General features: G+C 71.1%; 13 protein-coding genes. All 13 read left to right on the top strand.

From position 1 onward, the window contains the following. Window positions 1–8: 8 nt before the first annotated feature. The 13 genes from C6N75_RS08055 (at window position 9) to C6N75_RS07995 (ending at window position 12,462) form a co-directional block, all read left to right on the top strand. Window positions 9–656 carry an L-threonylcarbamoyladenylate synthase gene (locus tag C6N75_RS08055; RefSeq protein ID WP_105868166.1) on the top strand — a complete coding sequence of 216 codons (648 nt, stop codon included), beginning with the start codon at window positions 9–11 and terminating at the stop codon, window positions 654–656. Beyond that, a complete protein-coding gene (locus C6N75_RS08050; protein ID WP_105868165.1) occupies window positions 653–1,297 on the top strand; it encodes an arsenate reductase/protein-tyrosine-phosphatase family protein in 645 nt (214 codons plus the stop codon). Before C6N75_RS08055 ends, C6N75_RS08050 begins: the two co-directional genes overlap by 4 nt. Window positions 1,298–1,378: 81 nt before the next feature. Next, window positions 1,379–2,719 (top strand): serine hydroxymethyltransferase, encoded by a 1,341-nt coding sequence (locus C6N75_RS08045; RefSeq protein ID WP_105868164.1) that lies wholly within the window; start codon window positions 1,379–1,381, stop codon window positions 2,717–2,719. A 210-nt stretch (window positions 2,720–2,929) separates the two neighbouring features. Beyond that, a complete protein-coding gene (locus tag C6N75_RS08040) occupies window positions 2,930–4,279 on the top strand; it encodes an MraY family glycosyltransferase (protein WP_105868175.1) in 1,350 nt (449 codons plus the stop codon). Window positions 4,280–4,541: 262 nt separating this feature from the next. Next, window positions 4,542–4,970, top strand: coding sequence for a hypothetical protein (locus C6N75_RS08035; RefSeq protein ID WP_105868163.1), 429 nt, complete (start codon window positions 4,542–4,544; stop codon window positions 4,968–4,970). Between the two features lie 263 nt (window positions 4,971–5,233). Then, window positions 5,234–6,049, top strand: a complete 816-nt coding sequence (gene atpB / locus C6N75_RS08030; protein ID WP_105868162.1) for a F0F1 ATP synthase subunit A — start codon at window positions 5,234–5,236, stop codon at window positions 6,047–6,049. Between the two features lie 75 nt (window positions 6,050–6,124). Continuing rightward, on the top strand, window positions 6,125–6,373 hold the full coding sequence (atpE, locus tag C6N75_RS08025; protein WP_105868161.1) for an ATP synthase F0 subunit C: 249 nt from the start codon (window positions 6,125–6,127) through the stop codon (window positions 6,371–6,373). A gap of 41 nt (window positions 6,374–6,414) precedes the next feature. Then, on the top strand, window positions 6,415–6,960 hold the full coding sequence (locus C6N75_RS08020; protein WP_105868160.1) for a F0F1 ATP synthase subunit B: 546 nt from the start codon (window positions 6,415–6,417) through the stop codon (window positions 6,958–6,960). Beyond that, window positions 6,957–7,772: a F0F1 ATP synthase subunit delta gene (locus C6N75_RS08015; protein WP_105868159.1), complete on the top strand. Its 816-nt coding sequence runs from the start codon at window positions 6,957–6,959 to the stop codon at window positions 7,770–7,772. The genes C6N75_RS08020 and C6N75_RS08015 overlap by 4 nt, the downstream gene beginning before the upstream one ends. 166 nt (window positions 7,773–7,938) lie before the next feature. Continuing rightward, window positions 7,939–9,537 carry a F0F1 ATP synthase subunit alpha gene (gene atpA / locus C6N75_RS08010; protein WP_105868158.1) on the top strand — a complete coding sequence of 533 codons (1,599 nt, stop codon included), beginning with the start codon at window positions 7,939–7,941 and terminating at the stop codon, window positions 9,535–9,537. A gap of 20 nt (window positions 9,538–9,557) precedes the next feature. Beyond that, complete coding sequence (locus tag C6N75_RS08005; RefSeq protein WP_105868157.1) at window positions 9,558–10,469, top strand: F0F1 ATP synthase subunit gamma; 912 nt, start codon at window positions 9,558–9,560, stop codon at window positions 10,467–10,469. Next, on the top strand, window positions 10,469–11,911 hold the full coding sequence (gene atpD / locus C6N75_RS08000; protein WP_105868156.1) for a F0F1 ATP synthase subunit beta: 1,443 nt from the start codon (window positions 10,469–10,471) through the stop codon (window positions 11,909–11,911). Before C6N75_RS08005 ends, atpD begins: the two co-directional genes overlap by 1 nt. A gap of 176 nt (window positions 11,912–12,087) precedes the next feature. Further along, on the top strand, window positions 12,088–12,462 hold the full coding sequence (locus C6N75_RS07995) for a F0F1 ATP synthase subunit epsilon (protein WP_105868155.1): 375 nt from the start codon (window positions 12,088–12,090) through the stop codon (window positions 12,460–12,462). Window positions 12,463–12,564: the final 102 nt, after the last annotated feature.

The following is a 12,564-nucleotide window of genomic DNA, read 5'->3' as shown; positions in this document are numbered from 1 at the left end:
CACCGCTGATGGCACGGCGTTACGACACCAACGACGCGACGGACCGCACCACCGGTCTGCGCGAGGCCGCGTCCGCCGTGCGCCGCGGGGAGCTCGTGGTGCTGCCCACCGACACCGTCTACGGCATCGGCGCCGACGCCTTCAGCCCGGAGGCCGTGGGCGACCTGCTGGCCGCCAAGGGCCGCGGCCGCTCCATGCCGTCCCCGGTGCTCATCGGCTCGCCCAACACCCTGCACGGCCTGGTCACCGACTTCTCCGAGCAGGCCTGGGAGCTGGTCGACGCGTTCTGGCCGGGCGGCCTGACCCTCATCGCCCGCCACCAGCCCTCCCTCCAGTGGGACCTCGGCGAGACCCGCGGCACCGTCGGCATCCGCATGCCGCTGCACCCGGTCGCGATCGAATTGCTCACCGAGGTCGGCCCGATGGCCGTCTCCTCCGCCAACCTCTCCGGCCACCCCTCCCCGGAGGACTGCGACGCCGCCCAGCAGATGCTCGGCGACTCCGTCTCGGTCTACCTGGACGGCGGCCCCACCCCCGGGATCGTCCCGTCCTCCATCGTGGACGTCACCGGCAGCCGCCCGGTGCTGCTGCGGGCCGGCTCCATCGACGCCGACGAGCTGCGCAAGGTGGTACCCGACCTCGAGGTGGCCAGTTGACCGTCCCTGAGGGGCGTGGCATAGGCACGGACGTGTTCCGCATCCTCCACGTCAGCACCGGCAACGTCTGCCGCTCACCGATCACCGAGCGGCTGACCCGCCATGCCCTGGGCCACCGGCTGGGCGGCGCCGCGGTCGACACGGCCGGCGGGCTGATCGTGGAGAGCGCGGGCACCTGGGGCCACGAGGGCGCCCCGATGGAGGCCAACGCCGAGGCGGTGCTCGCCGACTTCGGCGCCGACGCCAGCGGCTTCACCGGGCGCGAACTGCTCGACGAGCACGTGATCCGCGCCGACCTGGTGCTGACCGCGACCCGCGACCACCGGGCGCAGGTCATCTCCATGGGCCACTCCGCGGGGCTGCGCACCTTCACGCTGAAGGAGTTCACCCGCCTGGTGCGGGCGATAGACCCGGCGACGCTGCCCGACCCGCTGCACGACGGCATGGTGGAGCGGGCCCGGGCGCTGGTGCGGGCCGCCGCCGCGCTGCGCGGCTGGCTGCTGGCGCCCAGCGCCGAGGCCGACGAGGTGAACGACCCCTACGGGGCGCCGATCACGTACTTCCGCTCGGTCGGCGACGAGATCAACGAGGCCCTGGAACCGGTCGTCACCGCGCTGACCGGCGTACCGACCGGCCGCTGAGCGCTCCCGCTCCGGCGCGCCGCCGGCGGCGGCCCGGCCTACATTGGGGATACGGGCCCCGTACGTAAGCCTGGAGCCACCATGCCGGTCACCGACGCCGCCGACGCATCCGCGCGAGGGACGCGAGGGACGCCGGATGCGGCCGACCAGGCGCCGCCGAGCCCGGCGTACGGGCCTTCGGCGGCGGCCCTGGCGCGGCAGGACCCCGAGCTGGCCGGCGTGCTGGACGCCGAGCGGCGGCGGCAGGCGGAGGGCCTGCAACTGGTGGCCGCCGAGAACTTCGCCTCCCCCGCGGTGCTGGCCGCGCTCGCCTCCCCGCTCGCCGACAAGTACGCCGAGGGCTATCCGGGCGCCCGGCACCACGGCGGCTGCGAGGCGGCCGACGAGGCCGAGCGGATCGCGGCGGCCCGCGCCCGGGCGCTGTTCGGCGCCGGGCACGCCAACGTGCAGCCGCACTCCGGCTCCTCGGCGGTCCTCGCGGCGTACGCGGCGCTGCTGCGGCCCGGGGACGCGGTGCTGGCCCTGGGGCTGCGCCACGGCGGGCACCTGACGCACGGCTCGCCGGCGAACCTCTCCGGCCGCTGCTTCGACTTCACCGCCTACCGCACCGACCCGGAGACCGGCCTGATCGACTACGCGCAGGTGCGGGAGCTGGCGCGGGAGATCCGGCCGCGGGCGCTGGTGTGCGGGTCGATCAGCTACCCCCGGCACCCGGACTACGCGGCGTTCCGGGAGATCGCCGACGAGGTCGGGGCGCTGCTGATCGTGGACGCGGCGCATCCGATCGGCCTGGTGGCCGGCGGCAGCGCGCCCAGCCCGGTGCCGTACGCGGACGTGGTGTGCGCCACCACCCACAAGGTGCTGCGCGGGCCGCGCGGCGGGATGCTGCTGTGCGGGGCGGAGCTGGCCGAGCGGATGGACCGGGCGGTGTTCCCGTTCACCCAGAGCGGGGCGCAGATGCACACCGTGGCGGCGAAGGCGGTGGCCTTCGGGGAGGCGGCGACGGCGGACTTCTCGGAGTACACCGGGCGGGTGGTGATGAACGCCCGGGCGCTCGCCGGCGGGCTGGCCGAGCGCGGTGTGGGGATCGTCACCGGCGGCACCGACACCCATCTGATCGTGGCCGACCCGGCGCCGCTGGGCGTGGACGGGCGGGCGGCCCGGGCCCGCCTGGCGGCGGCCGGCATCGTGCTGGACAGTTGCGCGCTGCCGTACGGGGACGGGCGGCGCGGCCTGCGGCTGGGCGCCGCCGCGGTGACCACCCAGGGCATGGGCCCGCCGGAGATGGCGGCGGTGGCCGAGCTGTGCGCGGCGGCGCTGCTGCACGGCCCGCATCCGGACGCGGCGGCCCGGCTGCGCGGCCGGGTGCGCGAGCTGGCGTCGGCCTTCCCGCGATTCGCCGGGACGGTCGCGGGGGAGTGACGGACGCGTGCGCGCGACCGTCGCCGAAGAGTGACGGTGGCGTGCGGGGAACTGTCGGCGCGGAGTGGCGGACGCATGCGCCGAACGGTCGCCAGGGAGTGACGGAGGCTTCCGCGGAACCGTCCCGCGGGGCCGGGGTGTCCTTCCCCTCGGGGCGGCGGAGCTAGGGTGTGGGGCTGAGATGGCCGGCGACTTTCTGTGGGGCAGCCCGTGCGTGATTACCTGCTGACGCTCTGCGTCACGGCCGCGGTGACGTATCTGCTGACCGGCCCGGTGCGGAAGTTCGCCATCGCGGTCGGCGCGATGCCGGCGATCCGGGCCCGGGACGTGCACCGCGAGCCGACGCCGAGGCTCGGCGGGATCGCGATGTTCTTCGGGCTGTGCGCGGGGCTGCTGACCGCCGACCACCTGTCGAACCTCAACAGTGTCTTCGAGCTGTCCAACGAGCCCCGGGCACTGCTCTCGGGCGCGGCGCTGATCTGGCTGATCGGCGTGCTGGACGACAAGTTCGAGATCGACGCGCTGATCAAGCTGGGCGGCCAGATGATCGCCGCCGGCGTGATGGTGATGCAGGGGCTCACCATCCTGTGGCTGCCGATCCCCGGCATCGGCACGGTCGCGCTCACTCAGTGGCAGGGCACCCTGCTCACGGTGGCGCTGGTGGTGATCACCATCAACGCGGTGAACTTCGTGGACGGCCTGGACGGGCTGGCCTCGGGCATGGTGTGCATCGCGGCCTGCGCGTTCTTCCTGTACGCGTACCGCATCTGGTACAGCTACGGCATCGAGGCGGCCGCCCCGGCGACGCTGTTCGCGGCCATCCTGATGGGCATGTGCCTGGGCTTCCTGCCGCACAACATGCACCCGGCGCGGATCTTCATGGGCGACTCCGGCTCGATGCTGATCGGCCTGATCCTGGCCGCCTCGGCGATCTCGATCACCGGCCAGGTGGACCCGGACGCGCTGAAGATCTTCGAGGGCTCCACCCGGCAGGCCACCCACGCGGCGCTGCCGGTGTTCATCCCGCTGCTGCTGCCGCTGACCATCATCGCGATCCCGGTGGCCGATTTGGTGCTGGCGATCGTGCGCCGGACCTGGAACGGCCAGTCGCCGTTCGCGGCGGACCGGGGGCACATGCACCACCGGCTGCTGGACATCGGGCACTCGCACAGCCGGGCGGTGCTGATCATGTACTTCTGGTCGGCGCTGATCGCGTTCGGGACGCTGTCCTACTCGGTGCACTCGGCGTCCATGTGGATCGTCCTGGCGATCGTGGGCCTGAGCGCGATCGGGCTGGTGCTCCTGCTGCTGCCGCGCTTCACGCCGCGCGCCCCGCGCTGGGCGGAGTCCTTCGTCCCGCCGCGCTACCGGCGGCGCAGGCGCCGGCCGGCGGCCGCCGAGCCGCACGGGCCGGGGTCCGGGCATCCGGCGGACGACCAGGCGGACGTATGGCCGGAGGAGGCTGAGCCGGAGCCGGTACCGGCGGGGGTCAACGGGGCGACCGCGCTGGGCGCCCTGTCCGGGGTGCACGACCGGAGGAAGGCCGGAACGCGGGGCTGACGAACCGCGTATCGCCGGCCAATACCAGACAAAGTGCGACCGTGTCGTGCACACACGCGCAGGGTCACTCTCATGTGTGAGAGTAAGCACACCTTATGGGTAAAGACCTATTCAAATAGTTTGTGATACCGTTCACGAGACCCGGCGACAGAGCCGAAGGACCGTAGTGCGACGGTCCCTCAGCCCCGAGACACGCCTCGGACCGGGCCTACGCTCGTCCATGACGACACCCTGCCCCCACCAAGCAAGCGGAGCTGCCGCCATGCCGTCCAACGACGCACGCACCCTTCTGTCCGCAGCCGTACCCACCCTCGGAGTCGGCGCCATCGCCGCCGTCGTGAGCGGAGTGGTCGCCGGCGGCAAGGGGGCGGTCGGCGGCGTTGTCGCGACCGTGGTGACGGTGCTGTTCATGGCCGGCGGACTGCTGGTCCTCCAGCGGACCGCCAGGAGCATGCCCCACCTCTTCCAGGCGATGGGTCTGCTGCTCTACACCACGCAGATCCTGCTGCTGTTCGTCTTTCTCGCCGTCTTCAAGAACACCACGCTGTTCCACCCGCGGGCCTTCGCCTTCTCGCTGATCGCGACCACCCTGACCTGGATCGGCGCGCAGACGGTGGCGCACATGAAGGCCAAGACCCTGTACGTCGAACCGGAGTCCAGCCGTCCGAGCGAGCGGACCACGGCTTCCTGACGTGCGAGCAGACCAAGGGGCCGGGGCCGTCACCGTGCGGGGTAGGGCCGGGATAAAGGCGCGTTCGACGAACTGCTATCGTCCGGTGCCAACTGCGGCACTGCGGGCGCGGGCATCCGAGCCGACGCCTGTTCCAGCGCGAGGCGCACAGCCCGACCGCCGCCCCCACATCCGTAACACCAGTCCAGTGCCGAACCGCGGCCTCGCGCCGCGCCGACACAACGAGGTTGCCGTACCCATGCGCCACGCTGAAGGAGCCCGCGGTGAGTGCTGACCCGACGCAGGTGCTCGCCTTCGAGACCGACTGCCACATCTTCGACGGATGCGGCTTCCCGGCTCCCGGCCTGCACTCCTTTGTCTTCGAGCCGCTGTTCACCGTCGGAGGCATCGACTTCAACAAGCCGATGCTCCTGGCGCTGGTGAGCACCCTGGTGGTCGTGGGCTTCTTCTGGGCGGCGTTCAACAAGCCGAAGCTGATCCCCGGCAAGCTCCAGATGGTCGGTGAGGCGGGCTACGACTTCATCCGCCGCGGCGTCGTCTACGAGACCCTGGGCAAGCGCGAGGGCGAGAAGTACGTCCCGATCATGGTCTCGATGTTCTTCTTCATCTGGATCATGAACATCTGGTCGATCGTCCCGGTCGCCCAGTTCCCGGTGACCTCCGTGATCGCCTTCCCGGTCGGCCTGGCGGCGATCGTCTACGTGATGTGGGTCAGCCTGACCTTCAAGCGCCACGGCTTCGTCGGCGGCTGGAAGAACATCGCCGGCTACGACAAGTCGCTCGGCGCGGTGCTGCCGGCCGTCATGCTGATCGAGCTCTTCTCGAACCTGCTGATCCGGCCCTTCACCCACGCGGTGCGGCTCTTCGCCAACATGTTCGCCGGGCACGTCCTGCTGCTGATCTTCACCATCGCGAGCTGGTACCTGCTCAACGGCATCGGCATCGCCTACGCCGGCATCTCCTTCGTCATGGTGCTCCTGCTGACGGTGTTCGAGCTGTTCATCCAGGCGCTCCAGGCCTACGTCTTCGTCCTCCTGGCCTGCAACTACATCCAGGGCGCTCTCGCCGAGCACCACTGACCCGCAGGCCCCACCCAACCCCCAGTCGTCGGTGGCCAACCACCACCGGTCCGTGAAAGAGAAGGAAGAAACGGCATGTCTGCTCTCGACACCCTCGCCGCCGTCAACCTCCAGGGCAACCTCGGCGCGATCGGCTACGGCCTCGCGGCCATCGGCCCCGGCGTCGGCGTCGGCATCATCTTCGGCAACGGCACCCAGGCTCTGGCCCGTCAGCCCGAGGCGGCCGGCCTGATCCGCTCCAACCAGATCCTCGGCTTCGTGCTCTGTGAGGCGCTCGCCCTCATCGGTCTGGTCATGCCGTTCGTCTACCCGGTCCCCAGCTGAACCGGATCGTCGGACCACCTTTTTCGACGAAAGGCACTGACATGAGCCACCTGGTTCAGCTTGCGCAGGAGGAGATCCAGAACCCTCTCCTCCCGCCGATCCCCGAGCTCGTCATCGGCCTGATCGCCTTCGCCATCGTCTTCGGCGTCCTCGCCAAGAAGCTCCTCCCGAACATCAACAAGGTTCTGGAAGAGCGCCGCGAGGCCATCGAAGGCGGCATGGAGAAGGCCGATGCGGCCAAGGCCGAGGCCGAGAGCGTTCTGGAGCAGTACAAGGCCCAGCTCGCCGAGGCCCGGCACGAGGCCGCGCGCCTGCGCCAGGAGGCTCAGGAGCAGGGCACCGCGATCATCGCCGAGATGCGCGCGGAGGGCCAGCGCCAGCGCGAGGACATCATCGCCGCCGGCCACGCCCAGATCGCGGCCGACCGCAAGTCCGCGGCCACCGCGCTCCGTCAGGACGTGGGCAAGCTCGCCACCGACCTGGCCGGCAAGCTGGTCGGCGAGTCCCTGGAGGACCACGCCCGCCAGTCGCGCACCATCGACCGTTTCCTCGACGAGCTTGAGGAGAAGGCCGAGGCCGCCCGATGAACGGAGCGAGCCGCGAGGCACTGGCCGCCGCACGCGAGCGGCTCGACGCGCTGACCGACACCACGTCGGCCGACGCGGCGGCGATCGCGGGCGAACTGGCCGCCGTCACCGCGCTGCTCGACCGCGAGGTCTCGCTGCGTCGGGTCCTCACCGACCCGGCGCAGCCCGGCGAGGCGAAGGCCACGCTGGCCGCCCGGCTGCTCGCCGGCCAGGTGGGCGGCGACACCGCCGACCTGGTGGCCGGCATGGTCCGCTCCCGCTGGTCCCAGTCGCGCGACCTGGTCGACGCCGTCGAGGAACTGGCGAGCACCGCCGACCTCACGGCGGCGCAGCGGACCGGCGGCCTGGACGACGTCGAGGACGAGCTGTTCCGGTTCGGCCGGATCGTCGGGGCGAGCACGGAGCTGCGCTCCGCGCTCACCGACAAGGCCGCCACCGGCACCGCCAAGGCCGGCCTGGTGCGCGACCTGCTGGGCGGCCGGGCCAACCCGGTCACCGAGCGCCTGGTCGCGCGTCTGGTCACCGCGCCGCGGGGACGTAGCCTGGAAGCGGGACTGGAGTCCCTGTCCAAGCTCGCCGCCGCGCGGCGGGACCGGATGGTCGCGGTCGTCACCTCGGCCGTGCCGCTCAGCGAAGGGCAGAAGCAGCGCCTCGGCGCCGCACTGGCCGCGCTGTACGGCCGCCCGATGCACCTCAACCTCGACGTGGACCCCCAGGTCCTCGGCGGGATCCAGGTGCGGGTCGGCGACGAGCTGATCGACGGCAGCGTCGCCAGCCGCCTCGACGAGGCGGAGCGCCGCCTGGCCGGCTGACGCCGGTCTGACAGAAGCAAGCAGTACCGAAGCAACACCGACGGCCCGGTTGGGCCGTGCACAGGATGCAGAAGCTCTGGGGGCCCGCGGCGCCAGCCGCACCGGGCAGCACAGCCCCAGACCCCCATGAAGACTTCGGGCCCAACAAGGAGAGCAGGGAACCCAGATGGCGGAGCTCACGATCCGGCCGGAGGAGATCCGGGACGCGCTGGAGAACTTCGTCCAGTCGTACAAGCCGGACGCGGCCTCGCGCGAGGAGGTCGGAACGGTCAGCCTGGCCGGCGACGGCATCGCGAAGGTGGAGGGCCTGCCCTCCGCCATGGCGAACGAGCTGCTGAAGTTCGAGGACGGCACCCTCGGCCTCGCCCTCAACCTCGAGGAGCGCGAGATCGGTGCCATCGTCCTCGGTGAGTTCAGCGGCATCGAGGAGGGCCAGTCGGTCAGCCGTACCGGCGAGGTCCTGTCCGTCGCCGTCGGCGAGGGCTACCTGGGTCGCGTCGTCGACCCGCTCGGCAACCCGATCGACGGCCTCGGCGAGATCGCGACCGAGGGCCGCCGCGCCCTCGAACTGCAGGCCCCCACGGTCATGCAGCGCAAGTCGGTGCACCAGCCGATGGAGACGGGCTACAAGGCCGTCGACGCCATGACCCCGATCGGCCGCGGCCAGCGCCAGCTCATCATCGGCGACCGGCAGACCGGCAAGACCGCCCTCGCCGTCGACACGATCATCAACCAGCGTGACAACTGGCGTTCGGGCGACCCGGACAAGCAGGTCCGCTGCATCTACGTCGCCATCGGCCAGAAGGGCTCCACCATCGCCTCGGTGCGCGGTGCCCTGGAGGACGCCGGCGCGCTGGAGTACACGACCATCGTCGCCGCCCCGGCGTCCGACCCGGCCGGCTTCAAGTACCTGGCGCCCTACACCGGCTCCGCCATCGGCCAGCACTGGATGTACCAGGGCAAGCACGTCCTGATCGTCTTCGACGACCTGTCGAAGCAGGCCGACGCCTACCGCGCCGTCTCCCTGCTGCTGCGCCGCCCGCCGGGCCGCGAGGCCTACCCGGGCGACGTCTTCTACCTGCACTCCCGTCTGCTGGAGCGCTGCGCCAAGCTCTCCGACGAGATGGGCTCCGGCTCGATGACCGGTCTGCCGATCGTCGAGACCAAGGCGAACGACGTCTCGGCGTTCATCCCGACCAACGTCATCTCCATCACCGACGGCCAGTGCTTCCTGGAGTCCGACCTGTTCAACGCCGGCCAGCGCCCGGCCCTGAACGTCGGCATCTCGGTCTCCCGCGTCGGTGGCTCCGCCCAGCACAAGGCCATGAAGCAGGTCTCCGGCCGGCTTCGCGTGGACCTCGCCCAGTTCCGTGAGCTGGAGGCGTTCGCCGCCTTCGGTTCCGACCTGGACGCGGCCTCGAAGGCGTCGCTGGAGCGCGGCAAGCGCATGGTCGAGCTGCTGAAGCAGGCCCAGTACCAGCCGATGCCGACCGAGAACCAGGTCGTCTCGGTGTGGGCCGGCACCACCGGCCGCATGGACGACGTCCCGGTCGAGGACATCCGCCGCTTCGAGTCGGAGCTGCTGGAGCACCTGCACCGCGACCACAAGGGCCTGATGGACTCGATCCGCGAGGGCGGGAAGATGTCCGACGACACCCTGACCTCGGTGTCCGACGCCATCGCCGGCTTCAAGAAGCAGTTCGAGACCTCGGACGGGAAGCTGCTGGCCGAGGACGCCCCGGCCGCCGCCGACCTCTCGAAGTGACGACGGAAGGGACCTGACTCATGGGAGCGCAGCTCCGGGTCTACAAGCGTCGCATCAAATCCGTCACGGCGACCAAGAAGATCACCAAGGCGATGGAGATGATCGCCGCCTCGCGCATCGTCAAGGCGCAGCGCAAGGTGGCGGCCTCCACGCCGTACGCGACCGAGCTGACCCGCGCGGTCACGGCGGTGGCCACCGGGTCGAACACCACGCACCCGCTGACCACCGAGACGGACAGCCCGACCCGGGCCGCGGTCCTGCTCCTCACGAGCGACCGGGGTCTGGCCGGCGGTTACTCGTCCAACGCCATCAAGGCCGCGGACCAGCTCACCGAGCGGCTGCGCGGCGAGGGCAAGGAGGTCGACAGCTACATCGTCGGCCGCAAGGGCGTGGCCTACTACGGCTTCCGCGAGCGCAAGGTCGCGGAGTCGTGGACCGGCTTCACCGACAGCCCGAGCTACGCGGACGCCAAGAAGGTCGCCGCGCCGCTCATCGAGGCCATCACGGCGGACACGGCCGCGGGCGGCGTGGACGAGCTCCACATCGTCTTCACCGAGTTCGTCTCGATGATGACGCAGACGCCCGTGCAGAACCGGATGCTGCCGCTCAGCCTCGACCAGGCCGAGGAGGCCCCCGCCAAGGGCGAGATCCTCCCGCTGTTCGAGTTCGAGCCGTCGGCCGAGGACGTCCTCGACGCCCTGCTGCCGCGGTACGTCGAGAGTCGCGTCTACAACGCGCTGCTCCAGGCCGCCGCTTCCGAGCACGCCGCCCGCCGCCGCGCGATGAAGTCGGCGACGGACAACGCCGGAGACCTGATCAACAGCCTCTCCCGGCTTGCCAACGCGGCCCGCCAGGCCGAAATCACCCAGGAAATCAGCGAGATCGTCGGTGGCTCCGCAGCCCTCGCCGACGCCGCGGGGAGTGACAAGTAATGACGACGACAGTTGAGACGGCCGCCGCCACGGGCCGCGTCGCCCGGGTCATCGGCCCGGTCGTCGACGTGGAGTTCCCCGTCGACGCGATGCCGGAGATCTACAACGCGCTGCACGTCGAGGTCCCGGACCCGGCGACCCCCGGCGCGACCAAGACGCTGACCCTGGAGGTCGCCCAGCACCTGGGTGACGGCCTGGTCCGCACCATCTCCATGCAGCCCACCGACGGTCTGGTCCGCCAGGCCGCGGTGCGCGACACCGGCACCGGTATCACCGTGCCCGTCGGCGACGTCACCAAGGGCCGGGTGTTCAACACCCTGGGCGAGGTGCTCAACGACGACCCGTCCTCGGTGGCGAGCGCCGACCGCTGGACGATCCACCGCAAGGCCCCGGCCTTCGACCAGCTCGAGTCCAAGACCGAGATGTTCGAGACCGGCCTGAAGGTCGTCGACCTCCTCACCCCGTACGTCAAGGGTGGAAAGATCGGCCTGTTCGGCGGCGCCGGCGTCGGCAAGACCGTGCTGATCCAGGAAATGATCGTCCGTGTGGCCAAGCTGCACGACGGTGTGTCGGTCTTCGCGGGCGTCGGCGAGCGCACCCGTGAGGGCAACGACCTCATGGTCGAGATGGAGGAGGCCGGCGTTCTGGACAAGACCGCCCTGGTCTTCGGCCAGATGGACGAGCCCCCGGGCACCCGTCTGCGGGTCGCCCTGGCCGGTCTGACGATGGCGGAGTACTTCCGTGACGTCCAGAAGCAGGACGTCCTCTTCTTCATCGACAACATCTTCCGGTTCACCCAGGCCGGTTCCGAGGTGTCCACCCTGCTCGGCCGCATGCCGTCCGCGGTGGGCTACCAGCCGAACCTGGCGGACGAGATGGGCCTCCTCCAGGAGCGCATCACCTCGACCCGCGGTCACTCGATCACCTCCATGCAGGCGATCTACGTCCCCGCCGACGACCTGACCGACCCGGCCCCGGCCACCACCTTCGCCCACCTCGACGCGACGACGGTGCTCTCCCGTCCGATCTCGGAGAAGGGCATCTACCCGGCCGTGGACCCGCTGGACTCCACGTCCCGCATCCTGGACCCGCGCTACATCACGCAGGACCACTACGCCGCGGCCAGCCGCGTCAAGGGGATCCTTCAGAAGTACAAGGACCTCCAGGACATCATCGCGATCCTCGGCATCGACGAGCTGGGCGAAGAGGACAAGCTCGTCGTCCACCGCGCCCGTCGCGTGGAGCGCTTCCTGTCCCAGAACACCCACGCCGCCAAGCAGTTCACCGGCGTGGACGGCTCGGACGTGCCGCTGGACGAGTCCATCGCCGCGTTCAACGCCATCTGCGACGGCGAGTACGACCACTTCCCCGAGCAGGCCTTCTTCATGTGCGGTGGTCTCGAGGACCTGAAGAAGAACGCCAAGGAGCTCGGCGTCTCGTAAGACACGCCGCAGCCCGGACCATCCGGTCCGGACGCCGGGGGGCGGGGTCCGCCCCCGCCCCCCGGCGTCCGCCCCGCACCACCCCGGGGACGGGCGCCCACCGGCGCCCGGCGCCCCACTAGACTTACGACCTGACACCCGGCCGAGCCGCCGGGTGGAGACCCGAGGAGCCACCCTTGGCCGCTGAGCTGCACGTCGAGCTGGTCGCCGCGGACCGGAGTGTCTGGTCCGGCGAGGCCACCCTGGTCATCGCCCGCACCACCTCCGGTGACATCGGCGTCATGCCCGGCCACCAGCCGCTGCTGGGAGTGCTGGAGTCGGGCCCGGTGACCATCCGCACCACCGGCGGCGGGACCGTCGTCGCCGCCGTCCACGGCGGGTTCATCTCCTTCGCCGACGACAAGCTGTCGCTGCTGGCGGAGATCGCCGAGCTGGCGGACGAGATCGACACCCAGCGCGCCGAGCGCGCGCTGGAGCGCGCCAAGTCCGACTCGGACGCCGCCGCCGAGCGGCGCGCCGACGTCCGGCTGCGCGCGGTGGCGGCGCACTGACCCCGCCACCACAGGTTGTGCCCTCAGCCGCGGTGCGGTCTGGAATCATCCGGACCGTGCCGCGGCTGAGGTCGATGCAGGTGTGCCACGCAGGTGCGGGAC

Source organism: Streptomyces solincola, assembly GCF_002982015.1.
Classification (GTDB): Bacteria; Actinomycetota; Actinomycetes; order Streptomycetales; family Streptomycetaceae; genus Streptomyces; species Streptomyces solincola.
The sequence above is the reverse complement of the archived record's forward strand: the minus strand, read 5'-3'. Positions and strand labels throughout refer to the sequence as shown.

Bases quoted from the DNA above. Each gene is read 5' to 3' on its own strand.
- C6N75_RS08005 (WP_105868157.1), top strand. From the start codon at position 9,558: ATGGGAGCGCAGCTCCGGGTCTACAAGCGTCGCATCAAATCCGTCACG.
- atpD (WP_105868156.1), top strand. From the start codon at position 10,469: ATGACGACGACAGTTGAGACGGCCGCCGCCACGGGCCGCGTCGCCCGG.
- atpA (WP_105868158.1), top strand. From the start codon at position 7,939: ATGGCGGAGCTCACGATCCGGCCGGAGGAGATCCGGGACGCGCTGGAG.
- atpE (WP_105868161.1), top strand. From the start codon at position 6,125: ATGTCTGCTCTCGACACCCTCGCCGCCGTCAACCTCCAGGGCAACCTC.
- C6N75_RS08035 (WP_105868163.1), top strand. From the start codon at position 4,542: ATGCCGTCCAACGACGCACGCACCCTTCTGTCCGCAGCCGTACCCACC.
- C6N75_RS08055 (WP_105868166.1), top strand. From the start codon at position 9: ATGGCACGGCGTTACGACACCAACGACGCGACGGACCGCACCACCGGT.
- C6N75_RS08045 (WP_105868164.1), top strand. From the start codon at position 1,379: ATGCCGGTCACCGACGCCGCCGACGCATCCGCGCGAGGGACGCGAGGG.
- C6N75_RS08020 (WP_105868160.1), top strand. From the start codon at position 6,415: ATGAGCCACCTGGTTCAGCTTGCGCAGGAGGAGATCCAGAACCCTCTC.
- C6N75_RS08015 (WP_105868159.1), top strand. From the start codon at position 6,957: ATGAACGGAGCGAGCCGCGAGGCACTGGCCGCCGCACGCGAGCGGCTC.